This window comes from Burkholderia cepacia, from assembly GCF_001039005.1.
GTDB lineage: Bacteria > Pseudomonadota > Gammaproteobacteria > Burkholderiales > Burkholderiaceae > Burkholderia > Burkholderia theae.
On sequence record NZ_LDWR01000009.1, the window covers coordinates 130,874 to 155,768 of the forward strand.

The window sequence follows — 24,895 nt, forward strand, 5'->3', positions numbered from 1 at the left end:
ATCGCGCGATGCGCGGCGCCCGCCGGGGGCGTCTCGGCTTACTGGCCGAAGAAGACCGAGTCGCGTGCGTTCGACGACGTTGCAGCCGGGGCGCCCGAGTGGACGGCCGGAGCCGGTTGCGCGCCGTAGCCGCTGGTGTCGGCGCCATGAACGCGTGCTTCGGCGCTCTGGATGTCGTTCGGGTAGTACGGGCTCGACACGCCCGGCTTGTAGCCGGCTTGTTCGAGCTGGACCAGTTCGTTCTTCACTTGAGCGCGGGTCACGGTGCTTTGCGCGAATGCGCCAAACGAAGCGGACAGGGCGGCAGCGGCAACAACTGCGGAAATGAGCGATTTCATGATGACCTCCGGTGTTTTATTGAGTTCGCTCTCGACACCATGTCTTAAGCGATTGATCAAATCTTAGTCATCGGACGGTTGAGGGTAAACGCTGATTTTGACGATAAATTGTTTCCTGTTCGGTAACAGTGGCGCGTCGATCCAGTCTTTCAACCGGCTTTCTTTTCGGTTGGTGTAATAAGTATGAGGAATGTTGCGGATGGCGGCGCGCAGGTCAGCGCACCTCGGCCGCCGTGTCGAACGGCCGGCCCGGCGAGCGCCCGGCCGGCGCACCCGAGCTGAGGAAGCGCACGCCGGTCGCGGCTTCCGATGCCTCCCACAGCAGCGCCCCCGAGGCCACGTCGCGCGCCGAACGCGGCACGCTCGCGGGCGCCGGCAGCCCGCGCGATTCGAACCAGCCGGACGGCCCGATATACGCACCGCCCCCGAGATCGGGCGACGTCGCCGCATGGATCGCGGGCAGTGCGCCCTGGTCGGCCGGCTGCGCGAGATAACGGTTCGCGGCGCGCATCAGCGCCGCGCGGGCAGGCGAGCTGTCCATCGCGGGGCCCGCGAACTGCAGGTTGGTCGCCGCGTAACCGGGGTGCGCGGCCACGCTGATGCCGGCGAACGCCGCACGCTCGAAGCGGCGCTGCAGTTCGATCGCGAACACGAGGTTCGCGAGCTTGCTGTCGCAATAGGCGAGGTAACGGTTGTAGCGGTGCTCGGCGCGCAGGTCGTCGACGCGAATCCGGCCGCCGCGGTTGAAGCCGCTCGACATCGTCACGACGCGCGCCCGCCGCGCGGCGCGCAGCGCGGGCAGCAGATGGCCGGTCAGCGCGAAATGGCCGAGATGGTTGGTGCCGAACTGCATCTCGAAGCCGTCGTGCGTATGCCGCAGCGGCAGGAACATCACGCCGGCGTTGTTGCAGAGGATGTCGACGCGGCCGTGGCGTTCGGCCACGTCGGCCGCGAAGCGTTCGATCGACGCGAGATCGGCAAGGTCGAGTGGGTCGACTTCGACGCGTGCATCGGGATGGAGTTGGCGGATCGCATCGGCCGCCTGCGCGGCGCGCGCGGCGTCGCGGCAGCCCATCACGACCGTCGCGCCTTTCGCGGCCAGCGTTTCCGCGAGCTGCCAGCCGAGACCGCTGTTGGCGCCGGTCACGACCGCGACCTTGCCGCCCTGCGCCGGGACGTGGCGCGCGCTCCATGCATGCATGTCTGCCTCCATCGGCGCGGCCGGTCGGCCGCGACACGTAATCGTTACATTGAGTGGTGTAACGATAGTGCGCGCGGGCGTGGCAGACAAGCGGGGGAATTAGACCGGCGATTCTAGGGCTGGCGCGCCGTGCGGCGCAGCGGGCCCCGGCGCGCGGCCGGCAGGATTTACCTGCCTCCGGCCAGCGCGAGCACTTCGGCGGCGGAGATCATCGCGGCCGCGTTCGCGGGCGCCGGGCGTTCGGCCGGGCGGAAGACTTCGTCGCCGCGGTGGATGACCTGGCGCGACAGCGCGCAGGTGCCGGTGCGTTGCGCGAAGCGGCGGCGCCAGCGTTGTTCACCGTAGTGACAGCGGCCGGGCTCGACCCACCGGACGACGAGCAGCGTATCGGAACGTTCGAGAATTTCGACGTGGACGTCGGCGGGATCGAGCGCAGGCAGGGATTGGGAGGCCTTCATTTGCCGTTTCCTAAAGCTCGTGCGGATCGTCCTTGGCAGTGGATGTCACTACCCGATGGCGAATCCGTAGCGGTTTCCATGAGTGGTGCGCTAAATGTAAGCGTCTGTGACCGGAAAAAACATCCTGTCTGGCTCAAATTACCTTTTGCCGATTTAGAAACAATCCATGCTTACTTTCTTGGAATCCACAGACAAAAACGCCCCGGACCGAAAGCCCGGGGCGCGAAATCGGCCCGCGCGCCGTGTCTGCTCGCCCAGTCACGGAAGTACATCGCCGGGGGACGGAGGTGCCCGCAGGGATCGAACGCGGGCGGGGTGGCGATGCACCGGAAGCGCGGTCCGGTAACGCCATGATGGCGCGCGCTTCCCGTTGAGACCCTGACGCGCACATGACGTTTTTGTCAGTTTGGCGCGGCAGCCGCGCCGGGCGTGTGCGGAAACCCGCTGAGAGGCCCGCCGGCATTGGGTTTGCGCGAATCCGCGGGCGCACTGCCGGGGCCTGCCGAGCGCCGGACGATTGCCTGCCTGACGGATTGAGCTGCCCGGGTAAATACTGAATCGCGAATTCGTGACAAACGCGCGATCACTCCCTATGATTGGTTGGACCTTTAGTCCTTTGTGCCAATCGGCCGGCTGACGGCCTGTTTTTTCGGGAGAAGACCTCATGAGATTGCAGGGCAAGCGCGCGCTGGTCACGGCGGCCGGGCAGGGCATTGGCCGCGCGACCGCGCTGCGGTTCGCGAGCGAGGGCGCCGACGTGCTGGCGACCGACATCAACGAAGCCGCGCTCGTGCGGCTCGAGGCGGACGCCGAACGCGCGGGCGGCCGGCTGACCACGCGGCGGCTCGACGTCACCGATGCGAACGACATCGCGGCGCTCGCCGCGCACGAACGCGCGTTCGACGTGCTGTTCAACTGCGCCGGTTATGTGCACCACGGCTCGATCCTCGATTGCGACGACGACGCATGGGCGTTCTCGCTGAACCTGAACGTCACGTCGATGTACCGGCTGATCCGCGCGCTGCTGCCGGCGATGCTCGAAGCCGGCGGCGCGTCGATCATCAACATGGCGTCGGCCGCGTCGAGCGTGAAGGGCGTGCCGAACCGCTTCGTGTACGGCACGACCAAGGCGGCCGTGATCGGGCTGACCAAGGCGGTTGCAGCCGATTTCGTCGCGCAGCACATCCGCTGCAACGCGATCTGCCCGGGCACGATCGAGTCGCCGTCGCTGGAGCAGCGCATTGCCGACCAGGCGCGCACGCGCCACGTGTCGACCGACGAGGTGCGCCAGGCGTTCGTCGAGCGCCAGCCGATCGGACGTATCGGCAGCGCGGACGAAGTGGCCGCGCTGGCGCTGTACCTGGCCTCCGACGAAGCGTCGTTCACGACCGGCGCGATTCACCTGATCGACGGCGGCTGGTCGAATTGACCGTACTGACCTGACCGCGCGTTCCCCTTCACTTTCCGATTCCGTTCAGACGCTATGAAACTGCTGAGATTTGGCGACAAACACCATGAAAAACCGGGCCTGCTCGATGCGCAGGGCCACCTCCGCGACCTGTCCGGCGTGGTCGACGACATCGCGGGCGAGGTGCTGACGCCGGCATCACTCGCGCGGCTGCGCGACATTCCGCCATCGTCGCTGCCGCTCGTCGAAGGCACGCCGCGGCTCGGCCCGTGCGTCGGCCGGGTCGGCAAGTTCATCTGCATCGGGCTCAACTATTCGGATCACGCGGCCGAATCGGGGATGGAGGTGCCGAAGGAGCCCGTCGTGTTCGGCAAGTGGACGAGCGCGATCTCGGGGCCGAACGACGACGTCGAGATTCCGCGCGGCTCGGAGAAGACCGACTGGGAAGTCGAGCTCGGCGTGGTGATCGGCCAGGGCGGCCGCTACATCGCGGAAGCCGACGCGCTGTCGCACGTCGCGGGCTATTGCGTCGTGAACGACGTGTCGGAACGCGAATACCAGCTCGAACGCGGCGGTACCTGGGACAAGGGCAAGGGCAACGACACGTTCGGGCCGCTCGGCCCGTGGCTCGTGACGGCCGACGAAGTGCCCGATCCGCACGCGCTGCGGCTGTGGCTCGACGTCGACGGCCATCGCTACCAGAACGGCACGACCGCAACGATGGTGTTTCGCGTGCCACACCTGATCAGCTACCTGAGCCGCTTCATGAGCCTGCAGCCGGGCGACGTGATCTCGACCGGCACGCCGCCGGGCGTCGGCCTCGGGCAGAAGCCGCCCGTGTATCTGCGCGCCGGGCAGGTGATTACGCTCGGCATCGACGGGCTCGGCGAGCAGCGCCAGCGCACAGTGCAGGCCTGATTTCCTTTAACGGACGGTTCGCCATGCCTATCATTCGATCGATGCGCGTCCTCGACGTGCGCTTCCCGACTTCGCAGCAGCTCGACGGCTCCGATGCGATGAATCCGGACCCCGATTATTCGGCCGCCTACGTCGTGCTCGAAACCGACCGCGACGGGCTCGAAGGTCACGGGCTCACGTTCACCATCGGGCGCGGCAACGAAATCTGCTGCGCGGCGATCGACGCGATGCGTCACCTCGTCGTCGGCCTCGACCTCGACTGGATCCGCGAGGACATGGGCCGCTTCTGGCGGCACGTGACGTCGGACAGCCAGTTGCGCTGGATCGGCCCTGACAAGGGCGCGATCCACCTGGCGACCGGCGCGGTGGTCAACGCGGTGTGGGATCTGTGGGCGAAGGCGGTGGGCAAGCCGCTGTGGCGGCTCGTTGCCGACATGAGCCCGGAGGAACTGGTGCGTGCGATCGACTTCCGCTACCTGACCGACTGCCTGACGCCGGACGAAGCGCTCGACCTGCTGCGCCGGCAGGCGCCCGGCAAGGCCGAACGGATCGCGATTCTCGAACGCGACGGCTACCCGTGTTACACGACGTCGGCGGGCTGGCTCGGTTACAGCGACGACAAGCTGCGCCGGCTATGCCGCGAGGCGGTGGACGCCGGGTTCGATTACGTGAAACTGAAGGTCGGTGCGAACCTCGAGGACGACATCCGCCGCGTGACGATCGCGCGCGAGGTGATCGGCCCGGACCGCAAGCTGATGATCGATGCGAACCAGGTGTGGGAAGTCGACGAGGCGATCGACTGGGTGCGCGAGCTGGCATTCGCGCGGCCCTGGTTCATCGAGGAGCCGACGAGCCCCGACGACGTCGAAGGGCATCGCAAGATCCGCAAGGCGATCGCGCCGGTGCAGGTCGCGACCGGCGAGATGTGCCAGAACCGCGTGCTGTTCAAGCAGTTCATCGCGCGCGGCGCGATCGACGTCGTGCAGATCGACGCGTGCCGCCTCGGCGGCGTGAACGAGATTCTCGCGGTGATGCTGATGGCCGCGAAATACGGGCTACCGGTGTGCCCGCATGCGGGCGGTGTCGGGCTGTGCGAGTACGTGCAGCACCTGTCGATGATCGACTACGTGTGCATTTCCGGCACGAAGGAAGGGCGCGTGACCGAATACGTCGATCACCTGCACGAGCATTTCGTCGAACCGTGCGTCGTGCGCGGCGCGGCCTACATGCCGCCGACGGCGCCCGGTTTCTCGATCGAGATGAAGCCCGAATCGCTGGAGCAATACCGGTTCCGCGGCTGAAGCACGGCGATGCACGCGGCACACCGCACGACGTGCGCGGCGACAACATGAACGACGGAGACGCGAAGTGGATTTGAATCTGCAAGACAAGGTCGTGATCGTGACCGGCGGCGCGTCGGGCATCGGCGCCGCCATCTCGATGCGGCTCGCCGGTGAAGGCGCGATTCCGGTGGTGTTCGCGCGCCACGCGCCCGACGACGCGTTCTGGCGCGAGCTTGCGCGGAAGCAGCCGCGTGCCGCGTGCGTGTCCGTCGAGCTGCAGGACGACGCGCAGTGCCGCGACGCGGTCGCGCAAACCATCGCGCAGTTCGGCCATATCGACGGCCTCGTCAACAACGCGGGCATCAACGACAGCATCGGGCTCGACGCCGGGCGCGATGCGTTCGTCGCGTCGCTCGAACGCAACCTGATCCACTACTACGTGATGGCGCACTACTGCGTGCCGCACCTGAAGGCGACGCGCGGCGCGATCGTCAACATCTCGTCGAAGACGGCCGTCACCGGGCAGGGCAACACGAGCGGCTATTGCGCATCGAAGGGCGCGCAACTCGCGCTGACGCGCGAATGGGCCGTCGCGTTGCGCGACGACGGCGTGCGCGTGAACGCTGTGATCCCGGCCGAGGTGATGACGCCTTTATATCGGAAATGGCTCGATAGTTTCGACGATCCGGAAACGAAGCTCGCCGGAATCGCCGACAAGGTACCGCTCGGCAGGCGCTTCACGACGGCCGACGAAATTGCCGACACGGCCGTGTTCCTGCTGTCGGAACGCGCATCGCACACGACGGGCCAGTGGCTGTTCGTCGATGGCGGTTATACGCATCTCGATCGCGCGATCGGCTGAGGGCAGCGACTCATGCAATCCGACCTCAACCCGAACGCCGCGCCGCCGCTGATTGCGTTGAGCGGCATCGGCAAGCGCTTTCCGGGCGTGCAGGCGCTCGACGATTGCCGTTTCGACCTGCGTGCCGGCGAAGTGCATGCGCTGATGGGCGAGAACGGCGCCGGCAAGTCGACGCTGATGAAGATCCTCGCGGGCGTGTACCAGCGCGACGACGGCGAGATCCGGATGGACGGCCGCGCGGTGGAGATCGCGGATCCGCGCGCCGCGCAGGCGCTCGGGATCGGCATCATCCATCAGGAACTGAACCTGATGAACCACCTGAGCGTCGCGCAGAACATCTTCATCGGCCGCGAGCCGCGCGGTCGTTTCGGCGTGTTCGTCGACGAAGACAAGCTGAACCGCGACGCGGCCGCGATCTTCGCGCGAATGCGGCTCGATCTCGACCCGCGCACGCCGGTCGGCCGGCTGACGGTCGCGAAGCAGCAGATGGTCGAGATCGCGAAGGCGCTGTCGTTCGACTCGCGCGTGCTGATCATGGACGAGCCGACCGCCGCGCTCAACAACGCGGAGATCGCCGAGCTGTTCCGCATCATCGGCGACTTACGCGCGCACGGCGTCGGCATCGTCTACATCTCGCACAAGATGGACGAGCTGCGCCAGATCGCCGATCGCGTGACCGTGATGCGCGACGGCAAGTACGTCGCAACCGTGCCGATGGTCGACACATCGATGGACGCGATCATCGCGATGATGGTCGGCCGCCAGCTCGATACCGAATACCGTACGCCGCCCGATACATCCGCGAACGACGTCGCGCTTGAAGTGCGCGGGCTGTCGCGCGGCCGTGCGATCCGCGATGTCGGCTTCACGCTGCGGCGCGGCGAGATTCTCGGTTTCGCCGGGCTGATGGGCGCGGGCCGCACCGAAGTCGCGCGCGCGGTGTTCGGCGCGGATCCGGTCGACGCGGGCGAGATCCGCGTGCACGGCAAGACCGTGACGATCCGCACGCCGGCCGACGCGGTCGCGCACGGGATCGGCTACCTGTCCGAGGATCGCAAGCACTTCGGGCTCGCGATCGGGATGGACGTGCAGAACAACATCGCGCTGTCGAGCATGCACCGCTTCGTGCGCCGCGGCGTGTTCCTCGATGCGCGCGCGATGCGCGACACCGCGCAGGCCTACGTGCGGCAGCTCGCGATCCGCACGCCGTCGGTCGCGCAGCCCGCGCGGCTGCTGTCGGGCGGCAACCAGCAGAAGATCGTGATCGCGAAGTGGCTGCTGCGCGACTGCGACATCTTGTTCTTCGACGAGCCGACGCGCGGCATCGACGTCGGCGCGAAAAGCGAGATCTACAAGCTGCTCGACGCACTCGCCGCCGACGGCAAGGCGATCGTGATGATTTCGTCGGAACTGCCCGAGGTGCTGCGCATGAGCCACCGGATTCTCGTGATGTGCGAAGGCCGCGTCACCGGCGAATTGCGCGCGGCCGACGCCACGCAGGAAAAGATCATGCAGCTCGCGACGCAGCGCGAGTCGACCGTATTGTCCTGATTCAGACGCTTACCCGATCATGCCCAACGATACGCATCCCGTCCCGCCCATGACTTCCGGCGATTCGCAGGCCGGCGCACCCGGCTTCCGCGCCCGTTTCTTCAACCCGGCCGCACGCCAGAAGCTGCTCGCGTTCGCGAGCCTCGTGCTGCTGATCGTGTTCTTCAGCATCGCATCGCCGAACTTCCTCGAAGTCGACAACCTCGTCACGATCCTGCAGGCCACCGCCGTGAACGGCGTGCTGGCCGTCGCCTGTACCTACGTGATCATCACGTCGGGCATCGACCTGTCGGTCGGCACGCTGATGACGTTCTGCGCGGTGATGGCCGGCGTCGTGCTCACGAAATGGGGGATGCCGCTGCCGCTCGGGATCCTGGCCGCGTTGTTGTTCGGCGCGCTGTCGGGCAGCGTGTCGGGCTTCGTGATCGCGAAGATGAAGGTGCCGCCGTTCATCGCGACGCTCGGCATGATGATGCTGCTCAAGGGGCTGTCGCTCGTGATCTCGGGCACGCGGCCGATCTACTTCAACGACACGCCGGGCTTCACGTCGATCGCGCAGGATTCGCTGATCGGCAACCTGATTCCCGCGCTGCCGATTCCGAACGCGGTGCTGATCCTGTTCCTCGTCGCGATCGGCGCGTCGATCGTGCTGAACCGGACGATCTTCGGCCGCTACACGTTCGCGCTCGGCAGCAACGAGGAAGCGTTGCGGCTGTCGGGCGTGAACGTCGACGCGTGGAAGATCGCCGTCTACACGTTCAGCGGCGCGGTGTGCGGGATTGCCGGGCTGTTGATCGCGTCGCGGCTGAATTCCGCGCAGCCCGCGCTCGGGCAGGGTTACGAGCTCGATGCGATCGCGGCCGTCGTGATCGGCGGCACGTCGCTGTCGGGCGGCGCGGGCAGCATCGTCGGCACCATCATCGGCGCGTTCATCATGAGCGTGCTGACCAACGGCCTGCGCATCATGTCGGTCGCGCAGGAATGGCAGACGGTCGTGACGGGCGTGATCATCATCCTGGCCGTCTACGTCGACATCCTGCGCCGGCGCCGCCGCTGAACGACGCGACCGATGCAGGAATGCGCTTCACCGCCGGTTTCGGCCGGCGTTCCATTCGATACGAAAAAAGGAGACGCGAAGTGATCAGGAGCAAGGTGTTGAACGCGATCGTCGGGCTGACGTTCGCAGTGGGCGTCACGGCCGGTGCGCACGCGCAGGAAACCTATATCCCGCTGATCTCGAAGGGCTTCCAGCATCAGTTCTGGCAGGCCGTGAAATCGGGCGCGATGCAGGCCGCGAAGGACTACAAGGTGAAGGTGACGTTCGAAGGGCCCGAAACCGAGGCGATGGTCGACAAGCAGATCGACATGCTGTCGGCCGCGATCGCGAAGAAGCCGGCCGCGCTCGGCTTCGCGGCGCTCGACAGCAAGGCCGCGCTGCCGCTGCTGAAGAAGGCGCAGGCCGAGAAGATCCCGGTGATCGCATTCGACTCGGGCGTCGACAGCGACATCCCGGTGACGACCGCCGCGACCAACAACAAGGCCGCCGCATCGCTCGCCGCCGACAAGCTCGCCGCGCTGATCGGCGACGAAGGCGAGGTGGCCGTGGTCGCGCACGACCAGACGAGCCGCACCGGCATCGACCGCCGCGACGGTTTTCTCGAACGGATGAAGTCGGCGCACCCGAAAGTGCAGGTCGTGACCGTGCAGTACGGCGAAGGCGACCAGCTGAAGTCGACCGAGGTGACGAAGTCGATCCTGCAGGCGTATCCGAAGCTCAAGGGGCTGTTCGGCACCAACGAAGGCTCGGCGATCGGCGTGGTCAACGGCGTGCGCGAAATGAAGCGCAAGGTCGTGATCGTCGGCTACGATTCGGGCAAGCAGCAGAAGGATGCGATCCGCAGCGGGCTGATGGCCGGCGCGATCACGCAGAACCCGATCGGGATCGGCTACAAGACGGTCGAGGCGGCCGTGAAGGCGATCAAGGGCGAGAAGCTGCCGAAGGTCATCGATACCGGTTTCTACTGGTATGACAAGACCAATATCGACGATCCGAAGATCGCGGCGGTGCTGTACGACTGAACGTTGCGTCGCGGCGGCGCATGCCGCTGCCGCGACGACCGAACACGAGGACACCATGGGCGCAGTGCGCATCGATTCCCATCAGCACTTCTGGCGTTATCGCGCGGCCGACTATCCATGGATCGGGCCTGGAATGGACGTGCTCGCGCACGACTACCTGCCCGACGCGTTGTGGCCGCTGATGCATACGCAGGCGCTCGGCGCATCGATCGCGGTGCAGGCACGCGCGGGGCGCGACGAGACGGCGTTCCTGCTCGATCTCGCCCGCGACGACGCGCGTATCGCGGCCGTGGTCGGCTGGGAGGATCTCGGTGCGCCGCAACTCGCGGACCGTATTGCCGAATGGGCCAGCCCGAAGCTGCGCGGCTTTCGTCACCAGATACAGGACGAAGCCGACGTCGGTGCGTTCGTCGCGGATCCCGGTTTCAATCGCGGCGTTGCGTGGCTGCAGGCGCACGGCTACGTGTACGACGTGCTCGTGTTCGAGCACCAGTTGCCGGACGTGCATGCGTTCTGCGCACGGCACGACGCACACTGGCTCGTGCTCGACCATGTCGGCAAGCCCGCGCTCGCCGAGTTCGAGCGCGACGAAACGGCGCTCGCGCGCTGGCGTGCCGCGTTGCGCGAGCTGGGTGCGTTGCCGCATGTCGCGTGCAAGTTGTCGGGGCTCGTGACCGAGACCGACTGGCGGCGCGGGTTGCGCGGGCAGGATATCCGGCACATCGAGCAATGCCTCGATGCGGCACTCGACGCGTTCGGGCCGCAGCGGCTGATGTTCGGGTCGGACTGGCCCGTATGCCTGCTCGCCGCGTCGTATGACGAAGTGGCGTCGCTGGTCGAACGCTGGGCCGAATCGCGACTGTCGGCCGCTGAACGCAACGCGCTGTGGGGCGGAACGGCCGCGCGATGCTATGCGGTGCCGGGCGATGTGAAGCGCGGCATATAAAATAGGCGCGAACGGTCTGTGCGATTCGTCAGACCGTACGCAACGAAACCGATCACCAGCATCAACGTATGTCCATCCAGCCGATTCAGAACCGCCGCCTCTACCAGCAGATCGCCGACAAGCTCAGTGCGATGATCGAGTCCGGCGATTTTCCGCCGGGCAGTTATCTGCCGCCCGAGCGCGAACTGGCCGAACAGTTCGGCGTGTCGCGCACGTCGGTGCGCGAAGCACTGATCGCGCTCGAAGTGAGCGGGCTCGTCAGCGTGCGCGTCGGCGACGGCGTGAAGGTGCGCCATCCCGAAACGGCCGCCGCACCCGAGCCCGAACCCGACGCGAAGGCCGCGCCGTTCACGATCGTCGAGATCGATCCCGAACTCGGCATCGCGCTCGACCTCGATACCGAAATCCCGCCGTTCGCGCTGTTGCAGGCGCGCCGGCTGATCGAGCCGGAAGCCGCGTCGCTCGCCGCGAAGCACGGCTCGGACGAGCAGATCGAAGGCATCCACGAAGCGTTCCTGCGCAATCAGGAAGACAACCGCAGCGGCTCGCTCACGCACCCGGGCGACCGGCTGTTCCATATCCGCATCGCGGAAGCGAGCGACAACCCCGCGTATGCGCTGATGATCAAGCAGCTGCTCGCGCACAAGTACGACCTGATGTTCCAGCGGCTGCAATCGCTCTACATGCCGAACGACATGCCGCACCGGTCGGAACTGGAACACCGCGCGATCCTCGACGCGATCCGCGCGCGCGACCCGGAAGCCGCGCGCCGCGCGATGGCCGAGCATCTCGACGAAGTGATCCGCATCTTCGGCCGCGCGCTCGACTGAGCGCGCGTTCTCGCCTCACACGTTCAGAAGCGGTCGGCGCGATACGGCGCCGGATCGGTGAACGGTGTTTCGCCCGTCATCATCTCGGCTAGCAGCCGGCCGCTGACGGGGCCGAGCGTTAGCCCGTGATGGTTGTGCCCGAACGAGAACCACAGCCCGCGATGCGCGGGCGCGGGGCCGATCACCGGGCGCATGTCGGGTGTGCACGGCCGGAAGCCGAGCCACGGTTGCGGGTCGAGCCGTTCGCCGAAACCGAACACGGGGCGCGCGATGCGTTCCGCGCGTTCGAGCTGCACGCCGGTCGGCGGCAACCCGCGCCGCGCGATCTCGACGCCGGTCGTGAGCCGTAGCCCGCGCCGCATCGGCGCGATCACGTAACCGTATTCGCGATCGACGATCGGCGCCGACGGCACGCCCTGCGCGGACGGTGCGTAGTGCATGTGATAACCGCGTTTCTCGCGCAGCGGAATCTTGTAGCCGAACTTGCCGAACACCGTGTCGGACCACGGGCCGAGCGCGACGACGACGTCCGGTGCCGCGGCCGTGCCGTCTTGCGTGTGGACCTGCCAGCCGGGCGACAACGCGTCGAGGCTCGCGGCGTCGCCGGTCAGCAGCGTGCCGCCGTTTTGCACGAAGAGCTGCGCGTACGCTTTGACGAGCGCGGACGGATCGACGACGCTTTTCGGATCGAGCCAGTGCAGCGCGCCGCAGAAGCCGGGCGCGAGGCTCGGTTCGTGCGCGAGCAGCGCTGCGGCATCGAGCGGCGTGATGCCGAGCCCGTGGCGGCGCGCGGTGAGGCCGGCTTCGGCCACGCCGCGTTCGAACGCGGCCGGCGTGCGGAACGCTTCCAGCCAGCCGTTCGCACGGATCAGCTCCCCGGCGCCGGCCCGCGCGATCAGCGCGTCGTGCTCGACGAGGCAGCGCTCGATCAGCGGCAGCATGTCGCGCGACGCCGCCGCGTGACGCGGCGGCGCCGATTCCCACCAGAAACGCGCGAGCCACGGCGCGAACGCGGGCAGCGATGCGCTGTGCCAGTAAAGATCGGTCGAGCGGTTCAGCGCATAACGCATCAGCGTGAACGGGCTGCGCGGGAACGGATACGGCTCGACCGACGAGCGCTCGATCAGCCCCGCGTTGCCGAAGCTCGTGCCTTCGCCGGGCGCGCCGCGATCGACGAGGGCGACCTTGCGGCCGCGATCCTGCAGGTGCAGCGCGGCGGAGACGCCGACGATGCCGGCGCCCAGAACGATTACGTCGAAGTCCATGAATGGTAGATGGCGGTTGGCTACGCCAGCGCGAGGTCGCATTCGCTGCGCTGCCGGTGTGGGAAGTCGTTCGAGCTACAAGCATACTCGCGCGCGCATGGCGCACCAAGAATTCGGCGAGATGAGAGCGCCGCCGAGCCAGGGGCGGCGGAATGCCGGGCCGTGAGGAACGCGCGGTTCGACGTAGTCGGCCATCTGTTGTGAATGTGCGACACGACGAAATTCGTACCGATCGTATTCGACCTATTGTGATGACTGTAAATAAATAAAGCTGGAGTCAATGAAATTCAGGTTGGTTTATTGGGATAAATAATTCGCGTAATCATGATTTGTGATGGATTGAGTATCGGTAAAAGAAATTGAGCTTTGGTGGAGATGTGTTCGCGAGGATATCTGTTGCGGATTCCATGGAAATAAAGATTGGAATTGCCATGGCTAGATAGCCGAAGGAGGCCGGGGAGGTGGCGTTCCGGGTAGTCAAGGTGTCGAAAAATATAAACATGCCAGCACCGAAGAAGCTTTCCAATCGTCAACTTCATTGTGCGAGTGACGATGGCTGCGCAAGCGGTTTCCGTAAAAATATAGGACGAGTTTGAAAGGCGAGGCGGAATAACAATCGGACAACGATTATTCGTATTTCAGGCAATCTGCCTGAATATGTTTCATTGAATTACGATGCGTGCGAGACCAATCATTACGCCGCCAACCCATGAAGTATCGAGAAACTTCGGCCGTGTTGATTTCGGTGTTGACGAGTGTTTCCACGTTAGCGCAAGCCGTTCCGCCGTCTGAAATTACGCCTGGCCCGCAAATTCAGCGTTTGCAGCAGCAACAACTGGAAGCCGCCAAGGAACTGAATCCGCGCGCCAATGTGCTGACGCCGACCGGAGAGACGTCGTCGAAGGCCGGTGTCGCGAGCTTGCCGCTCGACACGCCGTGTTTTCCGGTCACGACCATCGCGCTGGAAGGCAACACGTTCGGATGGCTCGCACGCTTTTTGCAGCCGGTCGTCGGGCAATGCGTCGGCAAGACCGCGCTCAAGCAGATTCAGGACGCCGCCAATAACGCACTGATCGGGCGAGGTTATGTCACGGCCCGCGTTCTCGTGCCGACGCAATCGATGCAATCGGGGACGTTGACGCTGCGTGTCGTCCCGGGGCGCATCAGCGACGTCCGAGCAGACCAACCCACCATCGGCTGGTTGCGTGCGGCGCTGCCTGCGTCGACCGGCGCGCTGTTGAACCAGCGCGACATCGATCAAGGGCTGGAGAACCTGCGCCGCCTTCAATCGCAGTCCGATGCCACCGTCGACATTGCGCCGGGTGTGAATCCCGGCGACTCGGAGGTCGTCCTGCATCCCGGATCCGGCAAGCGCTGGCACGCCGTCATCGGGTCGGACAACGCGGGTCTCGACTCGACGGGCAAGTACGAACTGTCGGGCTCGATCACGTTCGATTCGCCGTTCCACCTCTACGACCAGCTGCAAATCGCCGGAACGACCAACGCGAACTTCGGGGCATCCGACCACGGCAACCAGTCGGTGTCAGCCAACTACAGCGTGCCGATCGGTTACGCGATGCTGACGTTGAACGCCAGTCGCTCCCGCTACCAGCAGACCGTCGCGGGGTTTGGCGAACCGATCGAATACAGCGGTGTTCAGTCCCAGCTTCAGGCCGGACTGTCCGGCGTGATCCATCGGAACGCCCACGCGCGGACGGAGCTGCGCGGCAACCTGTTCCGCAAGATCAGCCGCAACGCGATCGATGGCGTGGACGTTCCGGTGCAGCATCGCGACGTCATCGGCTATGAACTGGGTCTGGCGCATCGGCAAACCATCGGCAACGTCGTGCTCGACGGTTCGCTTGCGTGGCGCGCGTCATTGCCGGGCTTGTCCGGCAACGCAGGCACGGTGGTGGGTGCGCCGGACTTCGACGGCAAGACGCAGGTCGAGCTGGCGAGCTTCAGTGCCCAGGTGCCTTTCCAGCTCGGCGGTCAGGCGTTCTCGTACCAGTTCGCGTGGAACATGCAGAACGCACGCACGCCGCTGACCCCTTCCGACTATTTCACGATCGGCACGCGTTATGCCGTACGCGGCTTCGATCAACAACTGACGCTTGCCGCGGAGAGCGGCTGGGCGGTTTCCAACGAACTCGACTGGTATGTGCCGACGCCGGTCGGCACGCAAGCGCTGTATGTCGGCGTCGATGCCGGACGCGTGCGCGGACCGGCCGCGCAGTACCTGATCGGCGAGACGCTCGTGGGTGCCGTCGTCGGCGTGCGCGGCCATCTCGCACCGAAAAACGTGCTCGGTGCAGCGTTGAACTACGACGTCTCGCTCGGCTGGCCGTTGTCGAAACCGCCAGGCTTCAACTCCGATTCGCCGACGTTGTTGTTTCAGGTCAGCGCATTGTTCTGAGCGTAGTTGGGGTGGGCCGATCGAGGTCATGGATCTTGAGTCGGCATTTCGTTGATCGTCAAGTACAACTAAGGAGTAACCATGCAATTCGTGTATCAGAAGCGTCATATCTTGCAAGCCGCGACGGCAACGTTTGCGGTGGTGGCCGCGCTCGGGCTGAGCGGGTGTGGTGGCGGCGACGACGGTGGCAGCGGAAGCGCCGCGGCATCGACCGACGCATCCGCCGGCGGTCATGTGCCGGGCGGTGCTGCGTCGTCGATTCGCGTGGAGGGTCAGTCGCAGGCGCTGTCGAGCAGCCTCGCGACCGTGAGTGTGATGACCCCGCCCGTATCGTGGAAAGCGGACGGGTCGTTCCCGGGTGGGTCGTTCACGCTGTCGAGCAATGGCGTTGACGCATCGCAACTCAAGTCGCAAGCACCGGGCGCGTACACCACGCTGCCGCGAACCAGCGACGTGCTCAGTCTGTCGACCGGCACCGTGACCGACATCGCCGGCAATGGCGACTACGCGATCGGCCGCTGGACAGCGGGTAGCGACTCCGCCGGCCACTCGTATACCGGGAACCAAGGCCAGACCTGGGCAGTTGGCGCCCCGGTGACGGTCAGCGTGACCGATCAGACGCAGTTGAGCTGCGAGCTTGCTGCCGCAACGCGTCCTACCTCGATCGACGGCAATACCGCACCGGGGTCGCTTGTCGGTGCGACCGCGGTCGTGACCAGCAAGAAAGACGCTTTCGGCGATCTCAACGCGAACGCGGCCTTGACGCTGCAGTACTCGATCGGAGCAGACACGAATCAGACGTTCAGCGGCAGCACGCAGGTCGGTTCGATGTCGACATCGGTTACGACACGATCGTCGCTGTTTTCCCGCTTCATGGGACCGAATGAAGCGACGCCGTATCTCGTCGTGTCGTACGGCGTTCATGCACCGACGGTGGGCGGTGTGAACGGTCTGGCGGTGCTGAGCTGCAAGTAACGTGTGAACGCGGCCAGCGGCATCAAGGCGTGAGCGATGTCGCTGGCCCGACGTATTTTCAGGAAGAAATCGATCATGAATTCCGGACTCTTTCGCTTGGTGTTCAATGCCGTGCGCGGCATGCTAGTAGCCGTCGACGAACATGCATCGGCGCGCGGGGGCGGCGAACGCGGTCGTGTGCGGCGAACGGTACGCACTGATTCTGTGGAATCCGGAATCTCGATCTGGTTTGCCGCGCGTTCGATCGCGTTTGCGTCGCTGTGCACGTTCGGCATGCAACCGCTGGTCGCCGAAGCGCAGGCAACGCTGCCGATCACGCCGGATCGCAGCGGGCCGACGCATCCGGTCGTCGGCGTGTCGGCATCAGGCGTGCCGCTCGTCAACATTACCGCACCGAAGAACGGCGTCTCGCTGAACAGCTTCACGCAGTACAACGTCGGGACGAAGGGCGCGGTGCTGGTCAACAGCGGCCGGAACTCACAGACGCAGCTCGCGGGCTGGGTTCAGGGGAATCCGTTTCTCGGCAACAACACGGCGCGCGTGATCGTCAACCAGGTCACATCGGGTAACCCCAGCCGATTGCTCGGCCCGACCGAGATCGCCGGCAATCGTGCGAATCTCGTGATCGCGAATCCGGCTGGCATCACCTGTGCGGGTTGCGGCTTCCTGAATGCTCCGCGTGTCACGCTGACCACCGGCATGCCGACCTTCAATCCCGATGGCACATTGGCCGGGTTCGACGTCAAGCAGGGGCACATCGGCGTCGACGGTGCAGGGCTCGATGCCCACGGCAGTGCGATCGACCTGATCGCACGCGCGATGACGATCAACGGTCAGGTCTGGGCGGATTCGATCAACGCGGTGGCAGGCGCGAACCGCGTCGATTATGCGAGCAACACCGCGCACGCACAGTCCGGTACAGGTGCGGCGCCGGGCGTCGCGATCGACGTGCAGGCGCTGGGCAGCATGTTTGCCAACAGCGTCCGGATGATCGGGACCGAGGCCGGCGTGGGCGTGCGAGATGCCGGTTCCGTCACGTCGCTGACCGGCGATATCCACGTCTCGAACAACGGCGATGTGACGATTGCGCCGACCGCGCGTCTTCAGTCGGCCGCGAACACCCGGATCGAGGGGGCGAACGTCGCGCAGCAAGGCTCGATCGTCAGCGCGCAGGCGACGGATCTGAATGCGTCCGAGGCGCTGTCGAATGCCGGTACGATTGCGTCGGGCGGCAATGCGAACCTGGTGGCGGCAACCTCGTTCACGAATAGCGGGCAGGCGTATGCGGGTGCGGATTCCGCAGGCGATCTCGTCGGCGGCGGCTCGATCACGGCGCGCGCGGCGAATATGACAAGCAGCGGCACGCTGGCCGCAGGCGACAACGTCAATCTGTTCGCGAACGATGTGACGCTCGACCATGGAACCGTCAACGCGGCCAGTGCGATCAACGTGACCACGAACGGCACGCTGTCGAACGTTGGCGGAACAATGACCGGCCAGAATCTGACGCTCGATGCGGGGCAACTGGTCAACGACTCGGGCGCCATCGGTTCGCAGCACCTTGCGAACGTGACGGCGCAAGCGGTTTCGAATCGGGCCGGTACGTTGGTGGCGGATGCGCTTTCGCTGAAATCGGCGGGCGTGATTGACAATTCCCATGGGAAATTGATTGCGCGCACGGCGCAGGTCGCTGCAACCGACTTCACGAATGCCGCAGGCGAGATCGGCACGTCGACGGGTGCGTTGGCACTGACGGCGACCGGCAGCGTATCGAACGACGACGGGAAGATCGCAGCTGGCAATGGTCTCGCGCTGACGGCGAATACGGTTTCCAACGCACAAGGCCAGATCGGCTCCGTGGCGGGTGATACCTCGCTCGACGTCACGTTATCGCTGAACAACGCGAACGGGAAGATTGCGTCCGGTAACGACCTGTCGATTCACACAGCCCATCTCGACAACGCGGCCGGCTCGATCGCCGCAGACGCTGCACGGATCACCGCGAACGATGTCGTGAACACGGGCGGCCGGATCGGCACCACGGGCGCGTTGACCGTGACGGCGACGAACACCGTCTCGAATCGGTCCGGTGAGATGGTCGGCGGCAATGGTCTGTCGGTGACGGCAAGCAGCATTGGCAATGCGTCGGGCACGATCGGATCGGCCGCCGGCGATACGACGTTGCGCGCGACGCAGTCCCTGACGAACACCGGCGGCACGGTGAGTTCGGCCCAGGCGCTCGTCGTTGCAAGCGACACGATCGACAACTCGAACGGGAGTTTGGCCGCCGAGCGCGGCGCGCAAATCCGGACGGGGGATCTCGTCAATGCGGGCGGCCAGATCGGGTCCTCGTCGGATGCGTTGTCGCTGAACGCCACGCGTACGGTATCGAACGACAGCGGCAAGTTGATAGGGGCAACCGGGCTATCGGCAACGGCCGCCGCGCTAGGCAACCGTGCTGGCCAGATCGGCACGTCCACCGGCGACATGACGCTGACCGTCTCACAGGCACTCGACAATACCCAGGGCAAGATTGCCGCTGCTGGCATGCTGAATACGCATGCCGGTACGTTCGACAATTCGCAAGGCACGGTTTCGGCGGATGCGGCGAAGCTCGACCTAGCGGGCGCATTGGCGAACGAAGGCGGCACAATCGCGGCGACCAATGAAACGACCGTGGCGGCGCAGACCGTTACGAACCACGGTGGCACCATCGGTTCCGTCTCGGGTGCATTGTCGGTGACGACATCGGGCACGACGGATAACGCAGGCGGCAAGCTGCTGGCGTCGGGCGATACGAGCCTGACCAACGCGGGGCTGCTGAACGCGGGCGGCACGATCACGGGCGCGAACGTCACGCTCGCGTCGGGGCAACATGCCATCGACAACACGCTCGGCAACGTGGCGGCAGGTCAGTCGTTGTTGAGCCGTTCGGGTGCGTTCGACAACCGGTCCGGGCTGGCGCAGGCGACGGGAGCGCTCGATGTCGATACGCGCGGCCAGGCGTTCGACAACGGCGTACTCGCAGGGCAATCCACGGGTGGTCAGGTTCTCGGCAATGGCGTAACGTTGACAACGGGAGCGCTGAGCAACGCGGGTGGTGCAATCTCGTCGAGCGGTGCGGTGACCGTCAACGCAGCATCCGTGACCAATGATGCGGGTTCGCTCGTCGCGGACGGCGCATTGACCGTACGGAGCGCCGGCACGGTGTCGAATGTGGCGGGCCAGATCGGCGGCAACAGCGATGTGACGGTGTCCGGTACGACGGTCGACAACACGCGCGGCGCGATGCACGCCAGCAGCACGTTGTCGGTGACGGGCGATACGATTCGCAACGCGCAGACCGCCAATTCGACGCTTCCGGCGACGGCAGGCGTGCCGGGTTTGGCCGCAGGGATGGAAGGCGCCAGCGTTGCTCTCAGCGCGAACCACGCAATCGACAATACTGCCGGCGCGATTCGTGCCGACAAGGATGCGCAGCTGGCCGCACCCACCATCGACAATACGTCGGGTAGCATCCAGTCGAAGGGCACAGCAACGCTGTCGGCGGCGAATGCGCTGATCAACAGTCAGGGCGACATCAATGGCAGTCAGCGGCTGACGATCTCGACAGGCACGCTCGACAACGACGGCAAGCTCCAGTCGATGGGCGACGTCACCGTGACGACGCAAGGCGATCTGACCAACACCGGCCAGATCGTAGCGGGTCACGATCTGACGACCACGGCCGGCGGCAGGCTCGACAACAGCGGCGTACTGTCGGCGGGCAATGCCGCCAACGTGGCCGCCCATTCCATCCGGAACCGTGCGACCGGCGAGATCATCGGTGGCAACGCTACCAACGTTCACGCGAACCAGTCGATCACGAACGAAGGCCTGATCGATGGTGGTGCAACGACAGTGACCGCGGGCGACACCGTGACGAACGCGGGTGGTCGAATCTACGGCGATACCGTCGCGGTGCGCGCGAATACGGTCGTCAACGACCGGAATGACCACGGCGTAGGTGGCGTGATCGCATCGCGCGGCGACGTCGACATCGGTGCGCAGACGCTCAAGAACCAGAACGATGCACTGATTTACGCGAGCAACGACATTCGCGTCGGCGGCACGCTGGATGCGAACCATCAGGCAACCGGCAGCGCGCAAACCGTGACGAACGACGGCGCGCAGATCGATGCCGGTCGAGACGTCACGATCGACGCAAACCGGTTCGAGAACCTGAATTCGAACTTCCGGACCTCGACGGTCACGACCGACAGCGGCAACGTGTTGTGGTTCCAGGTGCCGGGTTCGACGGAAAGGATCGATCCTTCGACGGTTTACCTGTACCAGAAGAACAGCCAGGAAATTCGTCCGGGCATCGACTACCGATGGGCACTGGACGACGACCAGAAGTTCATTCTGCTGCCGTCGACGCAGTATCCGTTCGCCGAGTATGCGAAGTACACGATGAACGGTGTCGCGGGCAGGATCGACGACACGGCGTATCCCGCGGCGAACTTCGTCAATGGCGACAAGGCGGCTCAGACCGGCGCGTATCGGACGGTGCCGGCTGACATCTGGGCGCAGTTTGGTGTCGCACCGCCGCCGGACGAGAATCCGGCGTGGACCACGCAGGGGCCGTTCCTCATGTCGATGATCGGCGGGATATTGTCCGGCAGGCGCGGCGTCGGCAACGACTGGTTCACCGTCAAGCCGCCGACGGAAGCCGACGTGACCGGTGTGAAACCTCCTCCGTTCGGTCAGCCGAGCCCATCGTGCCTGACCTCGACACATACTGCCTGTGCTCCGTTCCAGCAGTGGTACAACGCCACCGTTGCCGCGTACCGGAACCTGAACCAGGCGCTTGCCGGGTACAACGCGGACGTGGCGGGCCGCCTCGTGCAGACCTATACCGTCTATACGGTCGACGTGAAATCGACCAAGGACGTCGTCACGGCGTCACAACCCGGCACGATCACGTCCGGCCGGCATATCACGATCAATACCGCGTCCGGTGTCAACGACAAGAGCCGGATCGTGGCCGGCGACGGCAACCACCCGAAGAACGTGCAGAACATCGGCGCGACGGGCACCGAGACATTCACGGGCTCGGGCGACGCGATTTATACGTGGGTCCAGTCGGCCGGCGCGTTCCGTGGTGACGAACGCGCGACCTCGGCAACCAAATACTCGCCGGCCATCCCGTCGCAAACGATCGATCTGCCGGTGGTGCTGACCGATCCGGGCAGGCCGTCCACGCCGGTCAAGAGCGTGGCGGTGGCGACGTCCGCCGCGCAGGGCGCGAGCGGGTCCGGCGTGACGCCGGTAGCGGGCAAGGAGGTGGGCGGCCAAGTACGGGTCGATACCGGCGTGTCGAGCGTGGATGTCGGCGCCGTATCGGCCGTGAAGGCCCAGGTCGGCGATGTAGTCGTGCGCACGGTGACGCCGAACACGCGCTTGCCGAACAATGCGCTGTATCGGGTGACGAGCGATCCGGGCAGCCACTTCCTGATCGAATCGGACCCGCGCTTTACCGATTACCGGAAGTGGTTGTCGAGCGACACGATGCTGGCTGCGCTCAAGGTCGATCCGAACGCGGTGCTCAAGCGCATCGGGGATGGCTTCTATGAGCAGCAACTGATTCAGCAACAGATCATCCATGCGACGGGCCAGCGTTTCATCGGCGACTACACGGACAACCAGCGCGAATACGAAGCGCTGATGGCGAATGGTGTGAACGTGTCGCAGCAGTTCGGGCTGAACGTCGGCACGGCACTGACCGATGCGCAAATGGCCGCGCTGACGAGCGACATTGTCTGGCTCGTGAATCAGACGGTGACCATGACGGACGGCAGCCAGCAGACGGTGTTGGTGCCGCAGGTCTATCTGCGCGCGAACGCGGCCGACGTGACCGGCGAAGGCACGATCGTCGCCGGCAAGAACGTCACCATTGAATCGGACGGCGCGTACAAGAACACCGGCACGGTCGCCAGCCGCAACGTCACGATCATTCACGCCGATTCGATCGACAACAGCGGTACGGTGTCGGGCGGAACCGTGCTCGCGAGTGCGAACCAGGATCTCAACAATCTTGGCGGGTTGATTCAGGGCAACACCGTGGCGCTGTCGGCCGGCCGCGACCTCAACCTGACGAGCACGACCAGTTCGGCGACGGCGGCGAATGGCAGCGCGACCGGTATCGATCGCGTATCGACGGTCAATGCGGGCACGTTGCAGGCCGTCGCCGGTCGGAACCTGAACGCCTACGCGGCCGTCATCGCGACGACCGGCGATGCGGTGCTGGCAGCAGAAAACGACGTCAATCTGAATGCGATTCGCCAGAGCAGCCAGGACGCGGTGAAGTGGGACGCTCGCAATCACGCGGAACACTCGGCGTCGAGCGACACGGGTACGCAGATCGCGACGGGCGGCAACCTGGCGATCGTCGCCGGCCATGACGTGAACACGACGGCTGCGTACGCGAACGCGCAGGGTGCGATCGGTATCAGCGCCGGGCACGACGTCAACCTGAACGCCGGTGAACGGAGCGCGAGCGCGAAAGACGAGCACTATCGCAAGGAAAACGGCTTCCTGTCGTCGAAGTCGACGCACACGATCGATTCGAGCAGTTATACCCAGGCGGTCGGTACGACCTTGTCGGGCAATGCCGTCGTCGTGCAGGCCGGAAACGACCTCACGGCGAAGGCCGCGACGATTGCTGCCACTCACGACGTGAACCTCGTCGCAGGACACGACCTTACCGTCACGACCGCGGACACGGCCTCGAGCGAATATCACTACAAGGACGTGAAGAAGTCCGGTCTCGGTAGTGCGGGCGCCGGGATCTCGTATGGCACGAACCAGACGATCGATAGCAGCCGCGACACGGTGAAGGGTTCGCAGGGCAGCCTGATCGGCAGCACGGACGGCAGTGTCTTCATGCAGGCCGGCAACAAGCTGCATGTCACGGGCTCGGATATCGTCGCGCGCAACGACGTGATCGGCATCGCGAAGGAGGTGGTGATCGATGCGTCGCGGACGGATCGTCATCACGAAGAAACCCACGAAGTGAAGACCTCGGGTTTCACGCTGGCGGTGAAGTCGCCGGTGATCGATGCGGTCCAGAACGTGAACCAGCAGGCGCAGGGCGCGGGCGGCAGCCAGGACGGACGCGCAGCGGCGCTCCACGCGATTGCGGCGGCGGGCGGCATGGCCGATCTGGTCGGCGCGACCGGCAACCTGACGAACGCGCTGAACGATCCGAAGGGCAAGGTCGACGCGAAGGTGGAACTGAGCTTCGGTTCATCGCATAGCAAGTCGACGTTCACCGCGGACAGTACGCGGAGCAACGGCAGCACCGTGAAGGCGGGCGGGACGGCCGCGTTCGTGGCGACCGGTGACAAGAACGCCGGGCAGGGCAATGTGACGATCCAGGGTTCGGACGTTACGGCGAAAAACGTGCTGCTGGAGGCGACCAACAAGGTCAATCTGATCAACAGCACGGACACGGACATCACGCGCAGCACGAACGAGTCGAAGAGCGCGGGCGTGGGTGTTTCGTATGGAACGGGTGGGTTCGGGGTGTCGGCGTCGATGTCGCGTGCGCATGGCGATGCGAACTCGGATGCCGCGACGCAGAACAACACGCATATCAATGCGGCCAATACCGTGACGATCGTCAGCGGCGGCGATACCAATATCGTCGGGGCGAACGTCAATGCGCACAAGGTCATCGCGGACGTCGGCGGGAACCTGAATCTTGCGTCGGTGCAGGATACGAGCCAGAGCGCCGCGCGTCAGAGCAGTTCGGGCGGCGGGTTCAACGCGAGCATGGGCGGCGCGAGCGCCAGCGTCAGCATGCAGAACGGTCGCGCGAGCGGTAACTATGCGGGCGTGCACGAGCAGACGGGCATTCAGGCGGGAGACGGTGGCTTTGACATCACGGTCAAGGGCAATACGGACCTGAAGGGGGCGTATATCGCGAGTACCGCGACGCGGGACAAGAACCAGCTGACGACCGGGACGCTGACGTTCTCGGATATCCAGAATCACTCGGCATACGACGCGAGCAGCTTCGGGGTTAGTGCGGGCGGTGGTGTCGGTAATGGCGGTAACAACTATGCGACGCACGGGCCGACGAGCGGGAAGAACACGGGTGGTGCGTTGCCGCTGTATGTGAGCGAGAGCGACAGCAGTAGCGCAACGACGAAGAGCGCGGTTAGTGCGGGCAGCATCGCGATTACGGATCCCGCGAATCAGAAGCAGGATGTGGCGACGCTGGAGCGTGATACGTCGAACCTGAATGGCACGGTCGGCAAGACGCCGGATTTGCAACAGGTGCTGGGCAATCAGGCGGATCTGATCAATGCGGCGCAGGCGG

Annotated in this window: 16 protein-coding genes; 12 read left to right on the forward strand and 4 right to left on the reverse strand. The window is 65.2% G+C overall.

Translation table 11 applies throughout. The annotated features are described in order from the left end of the window. Nucleotides 1-38 precede the first annotated feature (38 nt). The 3 genes from VL15_RS04530 to VL15_RS04540 form a co-directional block, all read right to left on the reverse strand. Nucleotides 39-338, reverse strand: coding sequence for a DUF4148 domain-containing protein (locus VL15_RS04530; RefSeq protein WP_048243377.1), 300 nt, complete (start codon nt 336-338; stop codon nt 39-41). A gap of 214 nt (nt 339-552) precedes the next feature. Further along, nucleotides 553-1,539 carry an oxidoreductase gene (locus VL15_RS04535; RefSeq protein ID WP_048243379.1) on the reverse strand — a complete coding sequence of 329 codons (987 nt, stop codon included), beginning with the start codon at nt 1,537-1,539 and terminating at the stop codon, nt 553-555. A gap of 167 nt (nt 1,540-1,706) precedes the next feature. Then, complete coding sequence (locus VL15_RS04540; RefSeq protein WP_048243381.1) at nt 1,707-1,997, reverse strand: DUF3331 domain-containing protein; 291 nt, start codon at nt 1,995-1,997, stop codon at nt 1,707-1,709. A 664-nt stretch (nt 1,998-2,661) separates the two neighbouring features. On the opposite strand from VL15_RS04540, the gene VL15_RS04545 reads away from it, so the two are divergent. The 9 genes from VL15_RS04545 (at nt 2,662) to VL15_RS04585 (ending at nt 11,874) form a co-directional block, all read left to right on the forward strand. Beyond that, a complete protein-coding gene (locus VL15_RS04545) occupies nt 2,662-3,426 on the forward strand; it encodes an SDR family oxidoreductase (RefSeq protein ID WP_048243383.1) in 765 nt (254 codons plus the stop codon). Between the two features lie 54 nt (nt 3,427-3,480). Further along, nucleotides 3,481-4,323, forward strand: a complete 843-nt coding sequence (locus VL15_RS04550; RefSeq protein WP_048243385.1) for an ureidoglycolate lyase — start codon at nt 3,481-3,483, stop codon at nt 4,321-4,323. Between the two features lie 23 nt (nt 4,324-4,346). Next, entirely contained in the window at nt 4,347-5,624 is a 1,278-nt protein-coding gene (locus VL15_RS04555) for an L-fuconate dehydratase (RefSeq protein WP_048243387.1), read from the forward strand. A gap of 67 nt (nt 5,625-5,691) precedes the next feature. Next, nucleotides 5,692-6,468, forward strand: a complete 777-nt coding sequence (locus VL15_RS04560; protein ID WP_048243389.1) for an SDR family oxidoreductase — start codon at nt 5,692-5,694, stop codon at nt 6,466-6,468. Between the two features lie 12 nt (nt 6,469-6,480). Beyond that, nucleotides 6,481-8,019 (forward strand): sugar ABC transporter ATP-binding protein, encoded by a 1,539-nt coding sequence (locus VL15_RS04565; protein ID WP_048243391.1) that lies wholly within the window; start codon nt 6,481-6,483, stop codon nt 8,017-8,019. A gap of 19 nt (nt 8,020-8,038) precedes the next feature. Beyond that, on the forward strand, nt 8,039-9,076 hold the full coding sequence (locus VL15_RS04570; RefSeq protein WP_048243392.1) for an ABC transporter permease: 1,038 nt from the start codon (nt 8,039-8,041) through the stop codon (nt 9,074-9,076). A gap of 80 nt (nt 9,077-9,156) precedes the next feature. Beyond that, nucleotides 9,157-10,098, forward strand: a complete 942-nt coding sequence (locus VL15_RS04575; protein WP_048243394.1) for an ABC transporter substrate-binding protein — start codon at nt 9,157-9,159, stop codon at nt 10,096-10,098. Nucleotides 10,099-10,153: 55 nt separating this feature from the next. Next, nucleotides 10,154-11,044, forward strand: coding sequence for an amidohydrolase family protein (locus tag VL15_RS04580; RefSeq protein WP_048243395.1), 891 nt, complete (start codon nt 10,154-10,156; stop codon nt 11,042-11,044). A 68-nt stretch (nt 11,045-11,112) separates the two neighbouring features. Beyond that, complete coding sequence (locus VL15_RS04585) at nt 11,113-11,874, forward strand: FadR/GntR family transcriptional regulator (protein ID WP_047902565.1); 762 nt, start codon at nt 11,113-11,115, stop codon at nt 11,872-11,874. A 23-nt stretch (nt 11,875-11,897) separates the two neighbouring features. On the opposite strand, the gene VL15_RS04590 is transcribed toward VL15_RS04585, so the two are convergent. After that, nucleotides 11,898-13,139 (reverse strand): NAD(P)/FAD-dependent oxidoreductase, encoded by a 1,242-nt coding sequence (locus VL15_RS04590; RefSeq protein WP_048243397.1) that lies wholly within the window; start codon nt 13,137-13,139, stop codon nt 11,898-11,900. Nucleotides 13,140-13,848: 709 nt separating this feature from the next. On the opposite strand from VL15_RS04590, the gene VL15_RS04595 reads away from it, so the two are divergent. From VL15_RS04595 to VL15_RS04605, 3 genes are all read left to right on the forward strand, one after another. Then, entirely contained in the window at nt 13,849-15,555 is a 1,707-nt protein-coding gene (locus VL15_RS04595) for a ShlB/FhaC/HecB family hemolysin secretion/activation protein (RefSeq protein ID WP_048243399.1), read from the forward strand. Between the two features lie 81 nt (nt 15,556-15,636). Continuing rightward, nucleotides 15,637-16,530: a hypothetical protein gene (locus VL15_RS04600; RefSeq protein ID WP_053077583.1), complete on the forward strand. Its 894-nt coding sequence runs from the start codon at nt 15,637-15,639 to the stop codon at nt 16,528-16,530. A 36-nt stretch (nt 16,531-16,566) separates the two neighbouring features. Then, nucleotides 16,567-24,895, forward strand: an 8,329-nt coding sequence (locus VL15_RS04605) for a hemagglutinin repeat-containing protein (protein ID WP_155420113.1), incomplete at its 3' end; no start/stop codon positions are given.

What these genes read in the sequence shown, in the direction of transcription:
- VL15_RS04535 (WP_048243379.1), bottom strand. Translation starts at nt 1,539, where the DNA reads ATGCATGCATGGAGCGCGCGCCACGTCCCGGCGCAGGGCGGCAAGGTC.
- VL15_RS04585 (WP_047902565.1), top strand. Translation starts at nt 11,113, where the DNA reads ATGTCCATCCAGCCGATTCAGAACCGCCGCCTCTACCAGCAGATCGCC.
- VL15_RS04600 (WP_053077583.1), top strand. Translation starts at nt 15,637, where the DNA reads ATGCAATTCGTGTATCAGAAGCGTCATATCTTGCAAGCCGCGACGGCA.
- VL15_RS04540 (WP_048243381.1), bottom strand. Translation starts at nt 1,997, where the DNA reads ATGAAGGCCTCCCAATCCCTGCCTGCGCTCGATCCCGCCGACGTCCAC.
- VL15_RS04530 (WP_048243377.1), bottom strand. Translation starts at nt 338, where the DNA reads ATGAAATCGCTCATTTCCGCAGTTGTTGCCGCTGCCGCCCTGTCCGCT.
- VL15_RS04550 (WP_048243385.1), top strand. Translation starts at nt 3,481, where the DNA reads ATGAAACTGCTGAGATTTGGCGACAAACACCATGAAAAACCGGGCCTG.
- VL15_RS04590 (WP_048243397.1), bottom strand. Translation starts at nt 13,139, where the DNA reads ATGGACTTCGACGTAATCGTTCTGGGCGCCGGCATCGTCGGCGTCTCC.
- VL15_RS04595 (WP_048243399.1), top strand. Translation starts at nt 13,849, where the DNA reads ATGAAGTATCGAGAAACTTCGGCCGTGTTGATTTCGGTGTTGACGAGT.
- VL15_RS04570 (WP_048243392.1), top strand. Translation starts at nt 8,039, where the DNA reads ATGCCCAACGATACGCATCCCGTCCCGCCCATGACTTCCGGCGATTCG.
- VL15_RS04565 (WP_048243391.1), top strand. Translation starts at nt 6,481, where the DNA reads ATGCAATCCGACCTCAACCCGAACGCCGCGCCGCCGCTGATTGCGTTG.
- VL15_RS04555 (WP_048243387.1), top strand. Translation starts at nt 4,347, where the DNA reads ATGCCTATCATTCGATCGATGCGCGTCCTCGACGTGCGCTTCCCGACT.
- VL15_RS04580 (WP_048243395.1), top strand. Translation starts at nt 10,154, where the DNA reads ATGGGCGCAGTGCGCATCGATTCCCATCAGCACTTCTGGCGTTATCGC.
- VL15_RS04545 (WP_048243383.1), top strand. Translation starts at nt 2,662, where the DNA reads ATGAGATTGCAGGGCAAGCGCGCGCTGGTCACGGCGGCCGGGCAGGGC.